We start from the raw sequence: 22,027 nt of genomic DNA on the forward strand, positions 1-22,027 counted from the left end.
AAGTCAAGGGTTAATTCCTTACTTTCTCTATACTTCTCTATACTATAGAAAATGTGTTATCCAAATACTTGACGGAAAATAATATTCCCTTTGACACAAACAGGACTTAATCTGGTAATTATCTTAGTACTAAAACCTATGGCAAGAATACAATAAATATTTTTATAATAAGTGTTTATTTATTTTAATAATTTGGGAGATTTCTGTTCTTCCAATATCGTCATTTGTTGAATAGCAATCTTGTTCAATTTAATTAATCGCTCAGTTTGAGAAATTCCATCATTAATTAAAACAGCATTGATATTTTCCATATTGGACAGGCAAATTAGCTCATTAATTGACGCATAGTCTCTTATATTTCCCTTTTTATCAGGATTTCCACATCTCCACTCATTGGCTGTTTTTCCAAACATCGCTACATTCAATACATCAGCTTCGTTTGCATATACATATGATATTTGTTGCTTTGTCAGTTCTTTTGGAATTAAATTTTGCTTGATTGCTTCAGTATGTATGCGATAATTAATTTTAGCAAACTCGAAAGCTATATCTTTATGAGCATATGTTCCACCATATCTCCCTGCCTTTGCAATAATTCCTCTTGAATTAGTTCTTTTAGTCCATTGTTTAACAGATAAAGTAAATCTGTTAAACCCAGCTTCATTCATAATTTCATTATATTCGTCTTCGTCAAAGTCTAGGTTATACATTCCTTCCCAAATACCTAAAAATTCGATTGTATTTTTATTTCTTAGCCATTTTTCAATTAAAACTAAACCATTATCAATATTTTTTACCATATCGGTTAATGAGGTGTAATCTTTTTCTTCAATTTCTATAACTGAAATTTCTGCATTATTAACATAAATTTTAGCCATTATAAATCCCTCCTTTTTTAATTCCCCCGAATTCGGTGGAATTAAAATTGAATTAATTCTCATATTTCAATCTCTTTACAACCGAACTAATTATGTTATTATAGGTTTCATAAGAAAACATCAAGGTTATAAAAAATTACATTATAATTCTTTCCATCCGAAGCAGCTGTTTAAATTTGATTATAAGATATCGAATGTATGTTCTAATTCCATTGTACCATAATTTGTAAATTGTTGCAAGAAATAAAAAGACGATAGATTCTTATTTTCTATCGCCAATATATTATTAGTGGGTGTTATGGTTTAAATTAATACTAAAAGTATTAATGATTAATCTCATTTAGATTTTTCCAGCCATATCTACGAATTGAAATCATTGCCGATATCATGCTGGCAAGTTCATCTATAGCACCTGCCCATGAACCAATCATAAGATCATAAATAATCCATAGTGGCGAATTGAAGAACATACCAGCAATTCTAATTTTTTGTGCATTGTGTGTATACCCTCCAATTGTCGATGCTATATTTGCACATACTGGGAGAAGTGATATCCATCCCGCCCAAGTTGTAACGACAACAACTACTTGCATAGAGCATAGAATTGCACACATTTTGTTGCTTCGTGCGAATTCCCATTTACTAGCAAGGAATAGTGATCTTGCCAGATTCAATATGTAACTGATACCTCCTGTCATTGCTCCTAAAAGGATAAAATGTGCAGTGTAAACCAGATACGAAAAAAACTGCATTGCATAAAGTTTGCGATTATCTCTGCAAATTCCTGTTTACCTACATATTGCATAAATCATTAACAGGTATCAACACCTTTTCGTACTGATATCGTCCTGCATCCACGGTCATACGGCACATTGTAAGCTCCAAATTAAAACGCCGTTTACCGCAGCTGCCGGGATTGAGAAACAGTACTCCGTTAATAATTTCTGCAGAGTATTTGTGAGAGTGTCCATAGACCACCACGTCAATATCTGTTAGGTATTTTGGTATGTCTTTTTTGTTATGAACAATGAAAAATCTCACACCTTCAATTGTGACGGTAATACTTTCAGGCAAATCTTCTGCCCATTCCTTATCATTGTTACCACGCACTGCATAGGTCTCCCCAAGCTTTTGTATTGACTCGATGATATATGGTGTGTCAATATCACCTGCATGAATGAAGCAATCAGCTTCAGCAAGTTCAGCCATAACAGGCGCTCGCAGCAGACCATGAGTATCGGATAAAATTGCAATCTGTTTCATAAGCTCCTCGTTTAATTTCCTATTTAATTTTACCCTCTTCAGTCTCCACTTTATTCACAAAATCCATATTGTAACGAACAGCACCGTGATCTTTAATTACCGTGGCTCTTGTAATGCGGATTGCCAAAATAACGCAGTTTTCATCTTTTTCATCATTTGCATCGTCATACCAAGCTGAAAATGCTTCACGAAGTTTAGACCTTAACTCAGCATTTTTCGGGTCTAAAACCCATCCGAGATTTTCGCCGGTTCCGTTTCCGGAGAACCACTCAAAGCAAACCGAAAATGCAACTTCCGGGTTTTGAGCTATCTGCTGCATTTTAGTTGATTTTGCCCAAGTAGTAACATAAAACACACCATCTTCATAATAAGCATCCACATCACGGACATAAGGACGTGGTTTACCGTCAGCGTTCGGTTCCATTGCGATAGTAGACAGAGATATGGTATTATCTTTTCCATTGCCGCATCTTTCCTCAATTATTCTTAATCCTTCTTCATACCTGCTCATTTTTAATTCCTCCTCATAATATTAATAAATTTACTAATCTACCCCTTCTATTGTATACATGGTGAAAATCACAACCTCAGGTCTTGTAAAAATCCTTGGTATATTAGAAAAAGTGCCTATTCCGCTGGTTGTAAACACGGGTACGTCATCTGCCGAACGGGCGAAACCATAAGCAAAATGTGTCCCGTAATCGGTTATAGGCAGACTTCCATACAGCAAGTAAAACGGATAACCAAAAAAAGTAATTTGTCCGGCATGGGTATGACCGGAAAGTATTAAATCAATCCCATCTGTAGGTTGTTTCATTGACAGGTCCGGACTGTGTGAAAGGAGCAAAACAAAATCATTTGGATTTGCGTTTGCAACAGCCTCTTCTATGTCAGGATTCCTGTTATACATATCATGGACACCTGCCAGATAAAAGCCTTCTCTTATAAGCGTTCCACTATTGTCCAGCGGCTTTATTCCGTATTCATTTTGTGCCCGAAAAAGTTTCTTGTAGTCATCATGATTTCCTTCCACACCGAAAATTCCGTCTGTTGTATTTATTTGAGCTATTTCTCTCACAGTTCCTATATAATGATCGTCCTCCATTAAAAAGTCTCCGCCTGATAACAGCAAATCCAAATCTCTGCCATTCAGCTCTGTTGCAACTTTGCGCATATCTTCGTCTGTTATCGCATGCATGTCTGACATAAAAGCTATACGATAACCATCTGACTCAGGCGGCCAGTTTTCCGAACTAAACTCAATTTCCACATAGCGAATTATCTTACTCAGCGTAAGCCCATGTACAATATGTATAACGGGAATAAGTGTAATAATAAGACCAATTGCTGCTACAAATTTGAATTTCCTGCTTCTCGTTTTGTGATTTGCCAAAAGCATACCCAGCAGTGCCCCTATTCCTCCACACAATATAGTGAAAATTAATAATGTTTTTCACTTATACAATGCTTGCCTTTTAATGCCTTTCGTTTGTCTGCCACATATAGTAAAAATGTAAAAGTATTTGTAAGCAAAAGAAATATGAGAAAAAACTCTATTATGCCTATATAAAAAATCAGATTTATTATTGATTGCAATTTCTCTTCTCCCCCACAATTTAAACTTTATCTGTTAAAAACTAACTTAAAGGTCATGGCATAAATTCCTGCCACCCCTTTATTCCTCAATTATCTCTATAAAGCTAATTATATATTCATACTTATAATCATATGTAACACCTGAAGTCGGATCATAAAAAACACCTTCAAAGTAAACCAAAAGATGATTCTTAACAGGGCTTCTGACATTTATTATGCAACATTTTGGAAAGTTCACCTTTTCTCCCTGCGTATAAACAAACTTTTTATATGAAAACCCAAAATAGTCAAGGGTTTCAAGTACTTTACTTATGCTTGCCTGCCATTTTTTACTTTTCATTATTTTTATAACCTCATCAATAGAAATCCCTGCCAGCATTGCAATACATGTTTGTCCACAATAACCATTTTCAGGCTGCTTCAGGTAATTGATACTTTCAATGTGTCTTATTGGATTATCTTTATTGTACGGACTGTTATTATTTATTCTTGTCAATTGTTCCAGTATAGTAAATTTAACATCTAATTCACCATTTAAACTCAGTTTATTAAAGATATCATTATTAACCGGAAGTATATATTCTCCTTTACCTTTCGGTATAAGCTTACATTCAAAGATTATATCCTCAATAACCGCTTTAACAGGTATATTTCCTTTCTTACCACAAGTATCCCAAACATTGAAGGGGATTTTTATAAATATCCTGTTACCTTCATTATAATGGTATGACTTAAATGAATACGTCATGACTATTCACCTTCCCTGTTTCTTAACCACTGCAATCCAAACTTCCTGACGGTTTTCCTGCATATAACACTCGATAACCGGCAGGTCTGCCAGCTCATATCCTGAATTTGGCAGCCATTCAGTGTAAAACTGCTTATATACTTTTTGCGTTGCACTTGGCAATTCTCCATTAGCTTCAAAAATTGCCCAGGTTGCAGCAGAATAAGAAAATTCCTTCATACCATCAAGTATAGGTATATGTTTGCATTGAGAATCATCAACATAGCTTGTTACAGCTAATATATAATTCATTTCTTCCGAATCTCCCCACTGTCCTCCCGCAGCAATTCCTAAAAATCCTGCAGGTCTGTAGTCAGGAAAATTCTCAATAAATCTTTTCATCGTTCCATCTTCCCATGCATTTTCCCATATCTCAGGAATAACTTCAAATGCCGTTGATGTTTTTACTTTGTGCAATATTCCCATTACCTTAAATGCCGGCCACTGTTCAATCTGATAATTCATATGATTTTCTCCTTTTATTGTAATTTGAAAGGAGAGTCTTGGGCAGGATTTCAGCTGAACTGTTTCATTTCTTACACTTGAAGGCAGTACACTGTGAAAGCTTTTAAATGCACGAGTAAATGCATCTTGAGATTCATACCCATATTTTAACGCAATATCAATTATTCTTTCTGTGCTGTTCAATAGATCAAAAGCAGCCATTGTTAAACGCCTGCTCCTTATATACTCAGATAATGGTTTGTCTGCGATATAAGAAAACATTCTTTGAAAATTATAAACAGAGCATCCTGCAATTTTAGATATTGTTTCATATGATATTTCACCCGCAAGATTTTCTTCAATATAGTTAATTGATTCATTCAGTTGTTTAACCCAATCCATATTCTCACCCTCATTAGAATCATATCTTATCCGGATTTTATTTACTCGACATCCTATGCCGCTTTTTGTCGGCTATATTTTTCTCTTTAATTACTCAACATATATTGCTGCTTCAATTCTGATTGTCATCGCATCTAATACCCCTTGGTGTCAGGATATATTTTCAATAATCTCGGCAAGTAACATATTTTATAATGTCTTCTCTCTCAACTGAAGGAAAAAAACAGATATTGTTCTTTAATATACCGGCCATTGTGAAACCGGCCTTAAATACTCTTCAGATAATATGTCTATTTTCTAGTTAATAGTCTTAAAAAAGTATCCCACGTTTCAATATGTAATGGTCCTTGAACATGTATCTTAAGGAAGTCTTTAACTATTTTTACATAACTATAAAAAATTATTTATAATAACTGCACTTAATGCTTCCTTAATAATCCTTTTTATCTGTCTTGCGTTTTTCAAGCTATTTGTTAACGAAAAAAGTTTGTTCATAATATCAGAGTTATCGATTATCTGTTTTTCATCATCTTCCAAAGCATTATACTGTTTCTGGTATTCTACATGCATAATTTCTTCAACGGAATCCTTTGAAAGACTGTCAAACCTTATAACAGCATCAAATCTAAAAAAAATAGGCTCCCCCAATTTTTCTTTAATTTCCTTTTCTGACATGAAGTTTGAAGTACAGATAATAATGGAGTTTTTCATCTTTACCGTATAATTTTTATCTACAAGCACTCCTTCATCAAACAATTGATAAAATGCACTGTAAAATACCGGATTCGGTTTGTCAAACTCATCAAATAAAACAACATTTGATTCCCTTTCGACCAATTCTTTAGCAAGACTATTTTGACTATGCTTTCCGCCGAAAATATATGACCCAAATTCGTTACTATGTAACATAGAAAACTGTTTACGAAATAAAGGTTGTCCTAACACATCTGCTATATATTTTGCAGTTTCTGTTTTCCCCACACCTGTGTTACCATAAAACAACATTACACACGGCTTATCAAATCTTCCTTTTGCAACATTATACAATGTGCTTAAAATCTGTCGCTGTGCAATTATCTGTCCAATTATCTTATTTGGAAATCCTGCTTTAATTGCTTTTAATTCTTCTATTCCAAGTATATTATATTTTTGTTCCTGAATATAACAATCATTTTTTATATATTGCTTCATTCTCTTTGTTATGCTATCTGGTGGATTATGCAAATACAAATTATCTATATTATAGCGAAATGCAAAATTAGAAAAGCTTTCTATAAAGCTCTCTGTTAAAGATGCGTAGTCATCCGAAAATGCAACTACGGTTTCATAATGCAGCGTTTCCTCAATTTGTTCTATCTCCCTGCCTTCAATATCGACTTTAATATTTCTGCGCTTTTCATCATCCTGAATTACCAAATCAATAATATGCATATAATTATCATCTGATATTATATCACGAAAACCATTCAGACCTCCATAGTAAATAAACACTTTCATCTACATACTCCCGCAAGAATAACGTCATATACCTTTAATTCTTCTTGTTCCATCTCGAATGCATCCTTATTTACCAAATTATATCCGCTTATTTCCTCTTCCCTTTTATCAGAAAACTCCGATTCCATTGTTAGATTTTCTCTCTTAACCGTACCTACTTCTATTGCATGATATTCCAAATTCATTTTTACAAGATCAGAAATAAAATAGCTGTTTCGAAATGCTTTTATATTAAAACGCAACACAACGCTTTTACTTTCATATTCTGTAATAAGTTCATAATATCCTCTTCCACTATCCAATGCCTGATCCATAAGTGCAAGATTAAAATTCAGGTCTTCTGCTATTTGCACCTTTCCGTCTGTCATTGTAAAATATGGGGTAAGCATTTTAAAATATGCGAAGGAATTTGGATATGGATATGTTTTACATTCAGGAAAAACCGTAATATAATTCTTCCCCTCTTTCTTAACACAATGTAAATAATCTGTAAGGAGTGTATTTTCAACGGCCTTAGTAATTATCGTTGTACCTTCTCTTGAAAAATCAGCATTACCACCTATCCCAACTTTTGCACCTATCATAGAAAGTATTCCTATTGATTTTCCTACTTCTGCTTCGGCTCCTGCTACTATTTCATTTGTTTTCTTAACAATATGCGCTTTTTTGTCCTCACTCTTTCCATTACCAAGAATGTAAATCAAATCCGTAGCAGAACTCTCATCAAAATATATTATTTTAACCATTTGCCTGCTTTTTTTTATGCCTTTTGCCATATATCTTTTATACTCCTTTTTTTCTTATACTCGTTCTTGCATTTTCCCCTGCATCCTTAATAGTCTCCATATATGCTTTTTCTACAGGTGAAATGGTAATTTCCTGATATCTTCTGTATTCTTCTTTTGCTTTTTTCATAGCTTGTTCATGACTGACTTTTCCTGAATCTATAAGTAATTTTCTATTTCCTGATGTTAATATAGCATCCAATTGCTCTACATAATCATTCATATACATTGGCTTATGCTCAATAGCATTGATTTCTGCCAAATCAAAATAACCTGAAACAAGATTGTTTAATACTTTTAATTCTTCTTCACGTAAATAATTTTTTGCAACTCCAACATCCTTTAACACCGGTAATTCTCCCGAAAAAGATGTAAGCCCCATGAAAGGCTTTTCTGCATCAGCACGTTTAAATATAACCTCTGCTGCAGTATGACCATGTGCTGCAAAATGCAGTTTATTCTGTACAATTTTGAAAAACCTTAATGATTCTTCACTGTGAGGATCATAATCAACACTTGTAGCATACAAATCAAGCACTTGACGATATAGAACTTTTTCTGATGAACGAATATCTCTGATACGGTCAAGTAACTCTTTCCAATAGTTACCTCCTCCATTTCCTTTCAAGCGCTCATCATCCATTACAAAACCTTTAATCATATATTCCTTTAAACGTTCTGTAGCCCACTGTCTAAATCTCGTAGCTATGGATGATTTAACACGATATCCAAGTGAAATAATCATATCAAGGTTATAATGAACTACATTATAATTCTTTCCGTCCGAAGCAGTTGTTCGGAATTTCCGAACAACTGAATTCTCCTCTAACTCTCTTTCTTCAAAAATATGCTTTATATGTTCACTAATATTAGATTTTGATGTCTGGTATAACTCAACTAACTGTGCTTGCGTTAACCATACCGTTTCATCTTCCACCTTAACATCTATATTAACTAATCCGTCTTCCGTTTGATAAATAATAATCTCACCTTTATTATCCATACAAATATTTTCTCCTTTATATCTCTTTACATTCGATTATAATGCGTCGAATGTATGTTCTGATTATATTGTACTATAATTTATAAATCTATGCAAGAAAAAAGACATGAAAGTTATAACTAACATATCTCCTATTTCTTTGTATTCCTAATTATTTATTTTTCTAATAAATTAAAATAATAACCTTTCATATAAAAAGGTATTTATCTACAATTTCAATTCTTCCCAATCAGTTCTATTTTTGTCCGAAATGCTTAATAGTTCATAACAATGAGATCAACTCAATTCAACAGACACTGTCTAGCAAATGTTATATTTTAAATAAAATGCCCTCATGTTTTGCAAATTTGACCTATAAAACCCACTTGTAATTTCTTTAGGCAATACGTTGAGGTCAAACTCTATTTTTTATAAAACTATAGGCAGTTTTCGAAAACATATCAATCGGATAATCTGTGCTTATGATGAAGAAATGCTTGTTCGTTACCCCAACCATAGTTTAGCCCTTTTTATAAGTTTTGAATAGAGATATACATCCCGGTCTGTAAATAATTCTTCATTTATTTTTTCAATCGGAAACCACTCAACTCCACTATTTTCATCGGGATTTACGACCAAAGAATCTTCTTCGTTTGCCGTAAACAGATATGCTATTGAGAGATGGAGATGAGCATTTACGTACGCTTTATTCTTGAAATGACGTGTAACTGTTAAAATGTCAATGGAAGCAATGCTTGTAGAAATTGGAATTACATTAACGCCTGTTTCTTCAAGAGCCTCTCGGGTTGCAACCGCTAATAAATCGGCATCTCCGTCAGCATGTCCTCCAGTCCATGCCCATGTATTTCTAATGTTATGATGTATCATTAACACTTTACTGAGAGACTTATTTAATATAAATCCCGAACTGGTTATATGTGCAATTTCGTTATCCCTCAGCAGAATATTTTGCGGAAACAGCTCTATACAGTTTAAAATAACTTTTTTGTCTTGGATTTCCTGAGCGTCCTTGGGGATATAATTTTTAATTTCATCAATATAATTCAAAATAAATTTCACCGCCTTATTTATTTTTTGTTTATCGCTAATGTTTTCTTGACAGCAACACGACACCTTCCACATGCGTCGGCAAGGTAGGCGTCTTCCATTATTTTTTCAACAAAGAAACATACATTGTTCAGAAGATGCATTCATATTCGTACATTATACTCTACTTTCGAAAACATATTTTTTCAATGTATTTACATGCATGGGATAAAATAATTCATGGTTTTTATTCAGTAAAATCTTCATTTCTTCGACGGAAACCCATTTATAGTTTTTTGATTCGTTTGAAAAAGGCAGCAAGTCGCCCTCTACATTACAAACAAAGACAAAAACAATAATGGGATATGTGCCTTCTATATTTTGTGAACATGAAAACGGAACAAAGTTAATAACCTTGTAAGAATTGCCTTCATACACACTGGATAGATTCTCACCAAGTATCTGTGTCACATTTAAACCCGTTTCTTCTTTTATTTCCCTTTTTAGTGTATCAAAAATACACTCGAATGCACGCACCTTCCCCGCCGGTATTTCCAAAAGACCATGTTCGTTTGGTGCGTCAATCTTACACCTTTCTTGCAGGAGGATATACTCTGTATTATCTATTCTCTTTACAATTATACCGCCGGCACCGGGGATTGAAAAATGTTCGGTTATTTGAGAGCTTCTAACGCTCTCCTCTTCTTTACATCTATCTTCATTCATTATAAAACACCTCGTAATATATTATATTGAATTACCGCAATTAATGTCAAGTAGAGCGATCACTGCTTTTATTCGCCTTACACCTGCCGAAGAAGCTTCTTCCTTAATAATTTTAAACGAACCCAGCTCTCCTGTATTACCGGCATGTGGTCCACCGCATATTTCGTCTGAATAACCTGGTATGGAGTACACTTTAACATTTTCTCCGTACCTTCCGGCGAATACTCCAATAGCACCCAGACAATAAGCATCTTCAAGTTTCATTTCTTTCACGGAAACTTCAATATTTTTTTCGATAGCTTCATTAACTATCCTTTCCACATCTTCAAGTTCATCCGGTGTAACTTTTCTGTGAAACGAAAAATCAAATCGGAGTCTTTCAGGTGTTATATTGCTTCCACGTTGAGAAACCTCGTCACCGAGCACTTTACGCAATGCGGAGTTCAACAGATGTGTCGCAGTATGGAGCCGGGCAGTTTGAATGCTATGATCTGCCAGCCCTCCTTTGAATTTGTCTTTTGCTCCTTTTCTGGATTTGTCCTGATGCTCCGCATACTTCTCTCTGAATGACTCCACGTCAACAGAACAACCCCTTTCCTCTGCCAATTCACAGGTAAACTCAATCGGAAAACCATATGTGTCATATAATCTGAATGCTGACTCTCCACTCAAAGCAGTATTCATTCCGATATTTTTGAGATACTGGTCAGCCTTTTTCAGTCCCAAATCCAGGGTTTTTGCAAACAAATCACATTCTTTTTGTATCTGCTCTATGATAAATTCTTTGTTTTCAGCCAATTCCGAATATATATTCGCGTATTGATGAATTATCACTTCTGCCAGATCACATAAATAATTTTGTTTAATACCTGATTTTTTAAATATTCTGATCATTCTGCGAATCAAACGTCTTAATATATAGCCCTGTTCCGTATTTGACGGGCATATCTTTCGCGGGTCACCTAAAATAAAACTGGCTGCTCTGATATGCTCACAAATAATTCGTTTATCTCTTATTGACATTTCAGCATCTAATTCCTCAATAATGCTATTCAGCCGGATCATAACAGGAATAAACAGCTCTGTATCGTAAACATTCGTCTTTCCGTTAAATACTGTCAGAACTCGTTCGAGCCCCATTCCCGTATCCACATTTTTCTGCTGAAGTTCTGTGAAACTTCCGTCTGCTTCCTTATTAAATTGCATAAATACATTGTTCCATATCTCAACATATTTTCCGCACTTACATGACGGTCCACAATTGTCACTGCATTTTGGTTTTCCCATATCATAAAATATTTCTGTATCAGGACCACATGGACCTGTCAGTCCAACAGGTCCCCACCAATTATCTTCCCGCCCATAGGAATATATTTGACTCTGTTTCAATCCTTTGCTCTTCCATATCGTTTCAGATTCGGTATCGCGGGGTACCAGCAGATCCCCTTCAAACACGGTTACTGCCAGTCGTTCCACAGGTATGTTCAAATTATTTGTCAAAAAATCAAAACTCATAGATATAGATTCTTCTTTAAAATAATCACCAAGAGACCAATTTCCCATCATTTCAAAAAATGTCAGATGTGTATCATCACCGACCTCATCTATATCTCCTGTTCTGACACATTTTTGAATATCAACAAGACGTCTCCCCTGCGGATGACTTTCTCCCAATAAATATGGTACCAGCGGATGCATTCCTGCCGTAGTAAATAAAACTGTCGGATCATTCTCCGGCAGAAGTGAAGCCGACGCGATTTCTTTATGCCCCCTTTCTTCAAAAAATTTCACATAAATCCTTCTTAACTCATTTGCTGTCATTAATATTACTCCCTCCTGTTTTATTTACCAAAACAAAAAAGCCCTAAGCTGACTTATTGTCAACTTAGGGCGAACTATTATGTCCGTGTTACCACCTAAATTCAGATTTCTCTGCACTCTATCAATACGGGATATTTCCGATATTGTTTCCTGAATAACGGTGGAACTCCGTTGAAGCCTACTGAGATTTTTCGGGATTTTTCTGTTCGGTTCACGGCTCCGAGACTGCTTCAATATCAGATCAATGAAGATTCACACCAACCATCTTCTCTCTGTGAAATCCCTAATACTTACTATTCCTCATTATAGCCTTTTTGTTTTAAGTTGAATCAATGCTATCACACTCAAATTGAAATGTCAATTAAATTATGGCGAATTCGCCATAATTTAAAGCGTGATTATGTATCTGTTCCCATATTCCTAAGAGTTCAACTGTATTTCGGTTTCGAAGCCAATCCGAAATGAAAAAATCATTTTCTATGGCTCTTTTCAGCACAGCTTTTATATCGTCCACATTCAATTGGAATTTACCTATTATCATAATTAAAAATCAATGTATTCTACTTGATTTCCCTGTTGTTTTATTAAATCAACCAAGTCTTTTGTTTTTAGCCAAACAGTAGCGGTATTTTCATTTGGGTGAATAGCAATAAGTGTATGTTCAAAGTCAGCATCAATATATACTTTTACGTTATGTGTTTCATCATTAATGACACCGAATGGTGTTACAGCACCTTTAGATAAACCTAAATACTGATACAAATCGCTTTCAGAAGCAAAGCTCAACGGTCGAGAGTTAATTCTTTCTCTCATTTGTTTTAAATTAACCATTTTTTCTTCTCTAACCACAAATAAAAAATAATTTCGTTTTTTATCATCACGAACAAATAAATTTTTAGCCCCGAACTTTGCTTTAGGGAGATTCAAAGAAAGCATTTCATCAATCGTAAAAACTGCTTCATGTGAAATTATTTCATATTCCACATTTGATGTATTTAATAAACTAATTATCTCCTGTTTACCTTTCATTGTTTTCATTTTCTCCATTCATCAATAATTATTTAACTACAAATTCCTGTTTATCCGTATATTACTGCTATTATAACCTATCTAAAAGCAAAAATAAACAGACAAATCTCAAACATAATTTGACTGTTTATTATACTATATTATTGTCATTGATAGAATTTATATCATGGTACGTATTTGGAGGTATCTATATCATATCACCGGCTCACACATATATGTTATTTTCTGAAACAAGCTGTAACAACTTACGTATTAAAGAATATAATAATAGTAATGCTATACAGGAGTGGTGTTTAACTCTTGATGATTAAAAAACTGTATATATATTCAAATTGTAAAATTCTGAAATTGCCATTTTTTTCGGGTTTTGCTCTGAAATCTACATAAATCCTTGATAAAAAATTCAAAAATTAATTGAAATTACCCCATTGTTCAAAAACAAAAATCTCAAAAATATTTATGCAGTATTTGCGTATAAATTGTTTTATCTCAATCAGTAAAAAACGGAAAGCTTAAACAAAATTCCGTACCTTTTCCCGGTTGGCTTTCAACATCAATCTTCCCATCCTGAAGTTGAACAAGTTTTTTAACAATTACCAGACCTAAACCGGTTCCTTTTATTGCTGAATCTGTGTTGCGCTGGTTTTTGACACTATAAAATCTATCCCATATATGCGGAAGTTCATCGGGAGAAATACCGATGCCATTATCTTTAATTGTGAGTTGAACTTCATCCTCATACGTTTCTATTATAACGTTTATACTTCCGTTATCAGTAGCATTGATTGCATTTTTAAGCAAATTCCTGATAATTTGCTCCATACGGTCAACATCTCCCAGCACTACTGATTTATCTGATTTCTTCGTAAACAGAATAGTACTGTTATTAATTTTAGCTATCCCTTCCATAGACATGACTACACCCTGAGCTAAGGCTGCTAAATCCAACGGAAGCTTTTCTACAGCAATGTCACCGCTTTCCAACCGGCTTAATGACAATATATCATCTACCAGTCTCGTAATGTGATGTGTCTGCGTGCAGATCATATCTAAATACTTATCCTGCAATGCTTTATCTTCGGCCATACCGTCACGGACAGCTTCGGCAAATCCCTGAACAGCTGTAAGAGGAGTACGTAATTCGTGAGATATTTCTGCAAATAACCTTGTTCTTTCTCCTTCTATTTTACTGCTTTTTGACTGAATGTTTTCTAAAGTTACAGTCAATTTTTTAATTTGCTCTGAAATAACATTTATTTCATCTAATGAATACTTTTCATTATTTAATATATAATTGCCGCCATTGTATTCTGCTATACTGGTAGCTAATCGTGTAATAGGTTTTGAAATGCACATTGCTAAATAAACAGAAACAACTATAACGACCATTAAAATAATTATTCCACCGACATACAGAAATAAGCCCATTTTATTTAAAATAAGATCTGTATTAGCAGAACGCGACTCCAACAATATACCATTTTCAACTACTTTTTCAGCATCACCCATGGGTATAAATGCCGTAAAGGTAAGCTGACCGGTTTCACTGTCAATTTTATGTGCAACTGTGGCTTTACCGCTTGTAAGCATTTCTATAAATTTAGTATCTACTTTACTCCCGGGTACTATTTCCTGCTCTGCCGATATATTTAATATTGTACCCTCCTGATTAAATATGGTAATACGTGCATCAAAGCTGTCTGCTAAAAATTTCAACAATTCCTGCTCAGTTCCCAATCCGGTAGTCTGTCTGGATAAGGCATAATTAACTCTTTTAGATTTACGCAATAAATCTTGCTCAATCATACCATATACTGACTGCTTCACCATGAAACTGGAAAAGCTGATCAATAAAACAAGCGCTATGCTAAAAACTATTACATTGGTAAAAAGTAATCTGGTATATATATTCTTATTGAATTGCTCTGATAATTTGTGCTTCATTTTATTCAACAAGACTTTAATTTCGTACAAAAAAACCTTCGTTTTATGTAAAAAAACTTTAATTTTATGGACAGATGTACCATGCATAAATTTATTCAAACTGAATCATTCCTCCTTTGACGGAGGTGTAAACTGGTATCCCACACCCCAAACTGTCGTTATATATTCATGTGGCAGTTCTTTCAACTTTTCCCTTAATCTTCGAATATGAACATCTACCGTGCGCTGATCACCAAAATAGTCATAACCCCAGACTGCTGTCAAAAGGTCATCCCTTGTATAAACACGGCGAGGATTCTGAGCCAGATGATAGAGTAAATCAAACTCTCTGGGAGTCAATTCTATTGCCGAATCACCTACATTTACTCTTCTGATATCAGCCTGTATTTCTAAATCGCAGTATTTTAACTTAGCGTATTTAACATCATCGATAGGTTGTGTACGTCTCTGAACTGCTTTAATTCTTGCAACAAGTTCCCTTGGACTGAAAGGCTTGGAGACATAATCATCCGCACCCATTTCCAGACCTAAAACACGGTCTGCTTCTTCTCCTTTAGCTGTAAGCATAATTATAGGAATCATTCTGATAGACCTTAATTTTCGGCAAAGGGTAAGCCCATCTATACCCGGAAGCATAATATCAAGAATTACAACATCAGGATTCTCCCTGTCAAAAGCTGATAATACTAAATTGCCATCATTTATACCTATAACGTTAAAGCCTTCTCTTTCTCCGTACAGCTTAACTAATTCCAATACATTCGGATCATCATCCACGACTAAAACTTTACCCAAATAAGACATGTTTTCCCCCTTATCTGTACTTTCATTATTATGTATATTAATACATTTTATTTTCTTAAATTTCCAGTAATCTCACAAATAGATTGAATTTTTATTTACAAAAATTATATTTTAATATTTGAAATTATATATGACCGAAATTATGTTGTCAACATTTATCGCCTTTTTATTCACTTCCAAAATACGTAAAAAGCCCGGCAACAAGAAAATTATTTCTTTATGCCGGGCTAATGCAGCCACCAAACTCGCGTTGTAGTAGTTTTAAAAATTTTTCTTTTTATCATGAACTTGTCCCCCTTGACGTTTCATTTTCTTTTTACAAAATAATTCTATTGTAGAAATATTAACTGCCTTTTACTAAAATATAAAAAATTATTTCGAAAATATTAATAAATGTTACAAATTCGGTTTTATGTCTTTTTTTGTACTATAATAGTTAAGAGAAAACAATTGTATATGGGGTACTAAATAATGACCGTAAATTATACTAGGAGGATTTAACATGAAGCAACTTAAAAAACTAAAAATTATATGGTTCATATTGATATTGTTGACTACTATGGTCCCAGCCTATGGATATAGTGATCAGATTGTAACAAAAGCTCTGGACCTGCTTGGAACACCTTATAATTATGATGGGAAATCACCGGACGAAGGCTTTAATACAACCAGTTTTGTACGCTACGTTTTTAAAGACGTTCTTGGCATAGAGCTCTCCGCTTTTTCAGACAGGATCTATGAGATAGGCGAATCCGTCTCCAAAGAAGAGCTTCAGGCAGGAGACCTGGTATTTTTCCGGGGAAGCAGTCTTATCCCGGGTATTTATAAAGGAAACGGCATGTTTATAGTTCAGACTACTGAAGGAGTTGCCGAAAGAAATATTGAGAGTGAATATTGGGCTGATATATATGTCGGTGCAAAACGGCTGACGGAGACTGATATATATTATCTCCAGCCTGAAAATTATAAGGATCATGAAAATCCAGCTGTTCGGGAAGCAATGAAATATATAAGAACTCCTTATTTATTAGGCGGAGAAACAGTTGATGGCTTTGACTGTTCTTATTTAGTTCAGACAGTATTCAGAGACGCTGAAAACATTTATTTGCCCCGCATAACCTATAAACAATGTGAAGCAGGCGAAACTATCGCTTATAAAAACAGGCGCCCCGGAGACGTAGTATATTTTTCAAAAAAAGAACAGTCTGAAGGGATATCACATGCCGCAATTTATCTGGGAAACAATTATATAATTCATGCATCCGGTGATGAAGGTATAACTACTATCAGCTATTTAGGACAAAGTCTGCAGGATCGGTTTAAGGTAGTAAAACGATTTGACTCTCTTAGTTTGCGGATGGATTTCAGAGTAGTTGAAGAAGCATATAAAACTCTGGGTATACCTTATTTATCAGGGGGAAATACCATAGAAGGCTTTGATTACTCCGGTTTTATACAATACGTTATGAAAACAGGTCTGGATATTGATCTGCCAAGATATTCGTCCCAACAATGGGCTTTGGGAACTGAAATAAAAACAGAAGATTTAAATATCGGAGATGTTCTGTTCTTCCAAGGATCTGAGGTACTGCTGCCAGGGTTATATATCGGAAATGGACAGTTTATCATCGTGACAAAACACGAAGGTGTAGCAATTCGTGACCTCAATATTTCAGACAGCTATTGGACTCAGCACTATGTCGGAGCAAGGCGATATGAAAAAATCAATGAGTAGTCGTATTAAGGTGATTACAACAATTGCTTTATTCTTTTTATTGATAGGTTATTCAGCTTATATAAAATACGGAGGCGTAAAATTAAAGGATCAGAATGAAAGACTGAAAAAACAATTAGATATTGCAAATGAAAAAATAAAAGAACAGAAAAATGAACTTGTTGATTTAAGATCTTTATTGGACTCTCAAAAAGATATTGATTTTGAAATTGAAGTTAAGGAAACAGATTCCGATGTTACAGTTGTGGCAATTCATGGAGGTAAAATTGAAAAAGGTACTACCGAATTAGCTTATGCCTTAGCTTTTCATAATAATTACAACTACTATTCATTTCTGGGTTTAAAAAGAACAAACAATTTTTCACTGCATATTTCTTCAGATGAATTCGCTGAATTATATGCACTGGAAATGGTCTCTAAATCTGAAGTAACATTATCAATACACGGGTGCGACGGGACAGAAGAATTCACATATATCGGAGGTCGGGACACTGAATTGGCAGACAGAATAAAAGAATCACTGACTAAGCATGGCTTTACTGTAAAGGAAGATACTCCCAGGGAACTGGAAGGTATATCTCCATATAACATAGTGAACAGAAATATAGACGAACGTGGAGTACAGCTGGAAATATCTGAGGGCTTAAGGACAAAGTTTTTGCCGACTGATAAGGATATCTTGCAAAGCTATGTTCTCGCCATAAGTGAGGCAGTCAACAATATTAAATAAACTGAAAAACTGACAAGCTGCCTGAGAACAGTATCATATCAAAGGCAGCTTGTCAATTTTATTTATGTAGTATTGTTTGGAACTAATCTTTAATCCAAAATAACATCTTCAAAGTCCTTAATTAATTCATCAGGGGTTTTTGCACCCTTTTCTAATGCCTTCTCAACTTTCTTTTCCAAATCAGGTTTTGAAGAGCTAAACATACTTAATAACCCTTGAGATTTATTATTATTAATTTTGTCCATAAGATCAACTATTGTCGGCCAGCTTTCACTTAACGCTTGATTGATTGTGTCTGCATAATCGTTTAAGGTATCGGAATCAGCTGCAAGCTTATCTCTCAGACCTTTGGAAACAGCAATCTGAACGCCGCCAAGCTGATAACTGTTATCAAACAGTTTATTCTTATTTACTATATTGCTGTTCATAACTCCGGCGATACGATCAGGAATACTTAAAGTTTGTACATTGTATCCCTGGGCATTAAGATGTAGTCTGATCAATTCTGCCAGCATCTTATTCTGACCGCCGATATAAGTAACTTCGCCATCACCGGCAGCTCCGATAACAGAAACGGTATAATCCGACTTATTGACTAAACTGACAGCTGTTGGTTCATCAAAATTGACAGCCTTTATAAAAAGGCTCCCATTACCGGCCGATTTAAGCCCTTCAAATAAGTAAGTGTTATATTTACCGTATCCGCTCAATGCTTCAACTAATTCCGAAGTTCCTTTTTCAATACCTCCGCCATGTATACCTAAAATTGTTGTATCACTTCCGATATCATTAGTTTTAATGGTATAATCTGAAGGATCTTCGGCCGCAGCCAGTTCGTCAAAACTACGGTAACCTAAGCCCGGCACTAAGGCGTATATGCTTACACCAATACTGAGTGTAAACACTAAAACAAAAGCTAAAATTTTTTCGAGTTTCTTATTCATACTAACCTTACTCCTTTCATTATTTAAATTATTACCGATAACAGGTAATTCGCAGCAAATATCGATATAGCTAATACCAGCAGCACAAGCGCCTGATAGCAAGTATTTCTCTTGCTGACCTTGACAAGATACAGGCATTTTTCTTTCAATGTTAATTCATTAAAACCCGCAAGTGCATCCCGATGAATGTTTATTTTGCTAAGATTTTGGCTATGCCCCTTTTTTATTAGCTCGTATGAAGTATTCATTTTATAGTTTTCACCTCCTTTCTATCTTTCTATACTATTTTGATATTTAAAAGTATTGTGCATCCATAGGTTACCGCAATCAGCAAGCCGGTGCTTAAAAATGTTGCTGCTAAGCCCTGACGCTGAACTGTGTTTGCTAATAACCCAGGCACAACAATACCTACCGCGCCCAAACCAGCGATATAAATATAATCAATTGGTACTACTGTTCGTATAATAAACTGTAACAATATTGCCACTATTATCATGGCTATAAATTTTCTTTTACCGTATAAAATTGTAACCTTACTTATTCCAAAAAAAACTATTAAATAAGTTAAAACGCTGATAATCAAGGTCATCAATATGGCCTGGGGCGTTTTCATAAGCAAAGTTAAATATCCCGGTACAACAAGACCGGCAGGTAAAATTCCCGTGATTTCTGTAAATAACAAGCTTAAAATCACACTTAAAACTATTACTGTGCTAATATCCGTAAGCTGCAAACTGTTTTCCTCCTTTGATGATGTTTAATAAAATCCTTTATTTTAAATTACAGAGTTTCTGACCAGTTTCTAAATTAAAACTTTCGTGAACTATCAATTCAACCAACTCGTCTCCACCACCGTGAATATTTCCGACACCATAAATCATTCTGTTCATAAAATACTCCTTAATTAATTCATAAACCTCGTGTGGAGATAAACCTTCTGCGTTTATATATTTCTGCAGAGTGATTTTTTTAGAATTAACTACTTCAGTGATTGGTTTGACCGTCTCGCCCATTGCAACGAGGATAGCAACATCCATGTTCGGAAGAACTTCTTCCGCAATCTGCTGCGTTCTGTCAACCCTGTCCGGTCTGCAATTTACAATTACCATGGGACTTTTTGTCGGATATCCGATAGCGGTTATATGATTCCAAATCATTCGTGTTGAATTTGGATCATTGGCGGCAAAGCCATTAACAAAATATGATAATTTTTTGTCATCCAGCGGATATATCATCAACGCTCCCGGGTCCGGGTCAGCATTTAGCATCCCCCTTAAGGCAGTATCCTTATCAATGTTCAGTGCCTTAGCCGCAGCCAGTGCAATGGCCACATTTTCAGGAAAAATTAAATATTTGAATTTTTCCAGATAACCATCCGAGATTTCTTTTTCATCTGCAATAATTATCCGGCTGTTTCTTTTCTTTGCCTCTTGGGTGTAATAATCATTATATTTACTGTCAGCCACAACAAGAGTTCCATTGTGCGGAATAGTAGATGTAAAGGACTCTGCTATAAAGTCCAGAGTCGGACCGCACAAATCCATATGGTCTTCACGGACATTGACAATAACGCCTATATTTGCTTTAACCAATTTTTCTTGGAACGTAATCTGGTAATCGGGATTTACGGCCATACACTCTGTTACAAATGCAGAAGCCCCAAGCTTGTCTGCTTTTTTAACGACAGCTTTTTGTTCTATAATATTCGGGCCCAGAGGACCTCTTTTGATTGGCTCTTCTTCCTTATTCCAATAAATAATTCTTGCACTGGTTCCCGTTGTTTTGCCAACAACCTTAAGCCCCGACTCTTTCAAAATACTCGTGATTAATCTTGTTGCGGTTGATTTACCCCTTGTCCCGTTTATATTAATTCTAATATCCAGAAGATTTAATCTTTTATTATGTTTTATTTGTTCATAAACACCTAAAATAAAAACAAAAATAATAAGAGTTGCAGCAAATTCCAAAATTTATCCTCTCCTTTCTTATCTGTTACCTCTTCAAAATTTCTACTCATTTCTTCATTACCAGCCAAATTATATCTGAAAGATATTGCAGAACCTTTTTAGAATCTTTAATATTCTTTGCTAAATTATTAACATTTGTTAAAAAGGCAGAATAAGGCATGTTTTTTCAAGTTGTAACAACTGACGTACTTGAAGAATACAATGATAGCAATACTATACAGGAGCTGTGACTTTAAAGATACTGACGATCAAACTACTGCATGGATATACAAACCGAAAAAAAACCGAAATTGAATTTTTCTGGGTTTTACTCTGCGAACGACATACTTTTTACATCTAAATTTTTAATTTTCATTGAAATTACCACATTCTTAAAAAACAAAAATCTTGAAAAATATTTATGCAGTATTTGCGTATAAATGTATAATATATTAATTATTTTTACAAAGAAAAAGAGCGCAAAAGCAAATTGCTCTTACGCTCATGGTTTATTATTTATTTTCAATTATTAATAATCTTAATTGATACCATTCTCCGAAGGTGTAGCAAAATTTGATACGGATATAAGACACAATAATACCCCCAATCCATATATCACCAACCCTACATAAAACCGTTGTTAAAAGATATGGGGGTTCAGTCAGAT

The 22,027-nt window shown here is 34.6% G+C and carries 22 protein-coding genes, 1 pseudogene and 1 other annotated feature; of the genes and pseudogenes, 2 read left to right on the forward strand and 21 right to left on the reverse strand.

Going from position 1 to position 22,027, the window contains the following annotated elements; all coding sequences use genetic code 11:
• Positions 1–179: 179 nt before the first annotated feature.
• The 17 genes and pseudogenes from HZF24_RS05650 to HZF24_RS05730 form a co-directional block, all read right to left on the reverse strand.
• Positions 180–878, reverse strand: a complete 699-nt coding sequence (locus HZF24_RS05650; RefSeq protein WP_179237308.1) for a KilA-N domain-containing protein — start codon at positions 876–878, stop codon at positions 180–182.
• Positions 879–1,201: 323 nt separating this feature from the next.
• Entirely contained in the window at positions 1,202–1,660 is a 459-nt protein-coding gene (locus HZF24_RS05655; RefSeq protein ID WP_322790724.1) for a YgjV family protein, read from the reverse strand.
• 10 nt (positions 1,661–1,670) lie between these two features.
• Positions 1,671–2,141 carry a metallophosphoesterase family protein gene (locus HZF24_RS05660; protein ID WP_179237310.1) on the reverse strand — a complete coding sequence of 157 codons (471 nt, stop codon included), beginning with the start codon at positions 2,139–2,141 and terminating at the stop codon, positions 1,671–1,673.
• A 19-nt stretch (positions 2,142–2,160) separates the two neighbouring features.
• On the reverse strand, positions 2,161–2,652 hold the full coding sequence (locus tag HZF24_RS05665; protein ID WP_179237311.1) for a pyridoxamine 5'-phosphate oxidase family protein: 492 nt from the start codon (positions 2,650–2,652) through the stop codon (positions 2,161–2,163).
• Between the two features lie 33 nt (positions 2,653–2,685).
• On the reverse strand, positions 2,686–3,582 hold the full coding sequence (locus HZF24_RS05670; protein WP_322790725.1) for a metallophosphoesterase: 897 nt from the start codon (positions 3,580–3,582) through the stop codon (positions 2,686–2,688).
• Positions 3,583–3,816: 234 nt separating this feature from the next.
• Complete coding sequence (locus tag HZF24_RS05675; RefSeq protein ID WP_179237313.1) at positions 3,817–4,485, reverse strand: DUF1905 domain-containing protein; 669 nt, start codon at positions 4,483–4,485, stop codon at positions 3,817–3,819.
• A gap of 6 nt (positions 4,486–4,491) precedes the next feature.
• Positions 4,492–5,370, reverse strand: coding sequence for an AraC family transcriptional regulator (locus tag HZF24_RS05680; RefSeq protein ID WP_179237314.1), 879 nt, complete (start codon positions 5,368–5,370; stop codon positions 4,492–4,494).
• Positions 5,371–5,760: 390 nt separating this feature from the next.
• Complete coding sequence (locus HZF24_RS05685) at positions 5,761–6,867, reverse strand: AAA family ATPase (RefSeq protein WP_179237315.1); 1,107 nt, start codon at positions 6,865–6,867, stop codon at positions 5,761–5,763.
• The gene (locus HZF24_RS05690; protein ID WP_179237316.1) at positions 6,864–7,643 is read right to left on the reverse strand and encodes a DUF6414 family protein; all 780 of its coding nucleotides are present in this window, start codon (positions 7,641–7,643) and stop codon (positions 6,864–6,866) included. Before HZF24_RS05690 ends, HZF24_RS05685 begins: the two co-directional genes overlap by 4 nt.
• 7 nt (positions 7,644–7,650) lie before the next feature.
• Positions 7,651–8,655 (reverse strand): virulence RhuM family protein, encoded by a 1,005-nt coding sequence (locus HZF24_RS05695; RefSeq protein WP_179237317.1) that lies wholly within the window; start codon positions 8,653–8,655, stop codon positions 7,651–7,653.
• 483 nt (positions 8,656–9,138) lie between these two features.
• The gene (locus HZF24_RS05700) at positions 9,139–9,702 is read right to left on the reverse strand and encodes an NUDIX hydrolase (RefSeq protein ID WP_179237318.1); all 564 of its coding nucleotides are present in this window, start codon (positions 9,700–9,702) and stop codon (positions 9,139–9,141) included.
• Positions 9,703–9,858: 156 nt separating this feature from the next.
• Positions 9,859–10,407, reverse strand: coding sequence for an NUDIX hydrolase (locus tag HZF24_RS05705; protein WP_179237319.1), 549 nt, complete (start codon positions 10,405–10,407; stop codon positions 9,859–9,861).
• A 21-nt stretch (positions 10,408–10,428) separates the two neighbouring features.
• On the reverse strand, positions 10,429–12,228 hold the full coding sequence (locus tag HZF24_RS05710) for an alanine--tRNA ligase (protein WP_179237320.1): 1,800 nt from the start codon (positions 12,226–12,228) through the stop codon (positions 10,429–10,431).
• 62 nt (positions 12,229–12,290) lie between these two features.
• Positions 12,291–12,544 (reverse strand) — a binding site (T-box leader).
• A gap of 48 nt (positions 12,545–12,592) precedes the next feature.
• A pseudogene (locus tag HZF24_RS05715) lies at positions 12,593–12,769 on the reverse strand (KilA-N domain-containing protein); the annotation flags it as partial.
• Positions 12,770–12,771: 2 nt separating this feature from the next.
• On the reverse strand, positions 12,772–13,275 hold the full coding sequence (locus HZF24_RS05720; protein ID WP_179237322.1) for a prolyl-tRNA synthetase associated domain-containing protein: 504 nt from the start codon (positions 13,273–13,275) through the stop codon (positions 12,772–12,774).
• A 471-nt stretch (positions 13,276–13,746) separates the two neighbouring features.
• On the reverse strand, positions 13,747–15,300 hold the full coding sequence (locus tag HZF24_RS05725; RefSeq protein WP_246345965.1) for an ATP-binding protein: 1,554 nt from the start codon (positions 15,298–15,300) through the stop codon (positions 13,747–13,749).
• A 6-nt stretch (positions 15,301–15,306) separates the two neighbouring features.
• Positions 15,307–16,005, reverse strand: a complete 699-nt coding sequence (locus HZF24_RS05730; RefSeq protein ID WP_179237323.1) for a response regulator transcription factor — start codon at positions 16,003–16,005, stop codon at positions 15,307–15,309.
• Between the two features lie 502 nt (positions 16,006–16,507).
• On the opposite strand from HZF24_RS05730, the gene HZF24_RS05735 reads away from it, so the two are divergent.
• Positions 16,508–17,740 (forward strand): C40 family peptidase, encoded by a 1,233-nt coding sequence (locus HZF24_RS05735; protein ID WP_246345966.1) that lies wholly within the window; start codon positions 16,508–16,510, stop codon positions 17,738–17,740.
• Positions 17,721–18,470 carry a poly-gamma-glutamate hydrolase family protein gene (locus HZF24_RS05740; RefSeq protein ID WP_246345967.1) on the forward strand — a complete coding sequence of 250 codons (750 nt, stop codon included), beginning with the start codon at positions 17,721–17,723 and terminating at the stop codon, positions 18,468–18,470. Before HZF24_RS05735 ends, HZF24_RS05740 begins: the two co-directional genes overlap by 20 nt.
• A gap of 89 nt (positions 18,471–18,559) precedes the next feature.
• Here the strand turns inward: HZF24_RS05740 and HZF24_RS05745 are convergent, their stop codons facing one another.
• The 4 genes from HZF24_RS05745 to pgsB are packed head-to-tail and all read right to left on the reverse strand — an operon-like array spanning position 18,560 to position 21,381.
• Entirely contained in the window at positions 18,560–19,414 is an 855-nt protein-coding gene (locus tag HZF24_RS05745; protein WP_179237324.1) for a poly-gamma-glutamate hydrolase family protein, read from the reverse strand.
• Between the two features lie 23 nt (positions 19,415–19,437).
• Entirely contained in the window at positions 19,438–19,662 is a 225-nt protein-coding gene (locus HZF24_RS05750) for a hypothetical protein (RefSeq protein ID WP_179237153.1), read from the reverse strand.
• Between the two features lie 29 nt (positions 19,663–19,691).
• Positions 19,692–20,147, reverse strand: coding sequence for a poly-gamma-glutamate biosynthesis protein PgsC (gene pgsC, locus HZF24_RS05755; protein WP_179237325.1), 456 nt, complete (start codon positions 20,145–20,147; stop codon positions 19,692–19,694).
• A gap of 37 nt (positions 20,148–20,184) precedes the next feature.
• Positions 20,185–21,381 carry a poly-gamma-glutamate synthase PgsB gene (pgsB, locus tag HZF24_RS05760; RefSeq protein ID WP_179237326.1) on the reverse strand — a complete coding sequence of 399 codons (1,197 nt, stop codon included), beginning with the start codon at positions 21,379–21,381 and terminating at the stop codon, positions 20,185–20,187.
• Between the last annotated feature and the right edge of the window lie 646 nt (positions 21,382–22,027).

Source organism: Sedimentibacter hydroxybenzoicus DSM 7310 (genome assembly GCF_013403245.1).
Lineage (GTDB): Bacteria > Bacillota > Clostridia > Tissierellales > Sedimentibacteraceae > Sedimentibacter > Sedimentibacter hydroxybenzoicus.

Coding starts and splice junctions, on each gene's coding strand:
- HZF24_RS05650 (WP_179237308.1), bottom strand. CDS start 878: ATGGCTAAAATTTATGTTAATAATGCAGAAATTTCAGTTATAGAAATT.
- HZF24_RS05660 (WP_179237310.1), bottom strand. CDS start 2,141: ATGAAACAGATTGCAATTTTATCCGATACTCATGGTCTGCTGCGAGCG.
- HZF24_RS05665 (WP_179237311.1), bottom strand. CDS start 2,652: ATGAGCAGGTATGAAGAAGGATTAAGAATAATTGAGGAAAGATGCGGC.
- HZF24_RS05675 (WP_179237313.1), bottom strand. CDS start 4,485: ATGACGTATTCATTTAAGTCATACCATTATAATGAAGGTAACAGGATA.
- HZF24_RS05680 (WP_179237314.1), bottom strand. CDS start 5,370: ATGGATTGGGTTAAACAACTGAATGAATCAATTAACTATATTGAAGAA.
- HZF24_RS05685 (WP_179237315.1), bottom strand. CDS start 6,867: ATGAAAGTGTTTATTTACTATGGAGGTCTGAATGGTTTTCGTGATATA.
- HZF24_RS05690 (WP_179237316.1), bottom strand. CDS start 7,643: ATGGCAAAAGGCATAAAAAAAAGCAGGCAAATGGTTAAAATAATATAT.
- HZF24_RS05695 (WP_179237317.1), bottom strand. CDS start 8,655: ATGGATAATAAAGGTGAGATTATTATTTATCAAACGGAAGACGGATTA.
- HZF24_RS05705 (WP_179237319.1), bottom strand. CDS start 10,407: ATGAATGAAGATAGATGTAAAGAAGAGGAGAGCGTTAGAAGCTCTCAA.
- HZF24_RS05710 (WP_179237320.1), bottom strand. CDS start 12,228: ATGACAGCAAATGAGTTAAGAAGGATTTATGTGAAATTTTTTGAAGAA.
- HZF24_RS05720 (WP_179237322.1), bottom strand. CDS start 13,275: ATGGAGAAAATGAAAACAATGAAAGGTAAACAGGAGATAATTAGTTTA.
- HZF24_RS05730 (WP_179237323.1), bottom strand. CDS start 16,005: ATGTCTTATTTGGGTAAAGTTTTAGTCGTGGATGATGATCCGAATGTA.
- HZF24_RS05735 (WP_246345966.1), top strand. CDS start 16,508: ATGAAGCAACTTAAAAAACTAAAAATTATATGGTTCATATTGATATTG.
- HZF24_RS05740 (WP_246345967.1), top strand. CDS start 17,721: ATGAAAAAATCAATGAGTAGTCGTATTAAGGTGATTACAACAATTGCT.
- HZF24_RS05745 (WP_179237324.1), bottom strand. CDS start 19,414: ATGAATAAGAAACTCGAAAAAATTTTAGCTTTTGTTTTAGTGTTTACA.
- HZF24_RS05750 (WP_179237153.1), bottom strand. CDS start 19,662: ATGAATACTTCATACGAGCTAATAAAAAAGGGGCATAGCCAAAATCTT.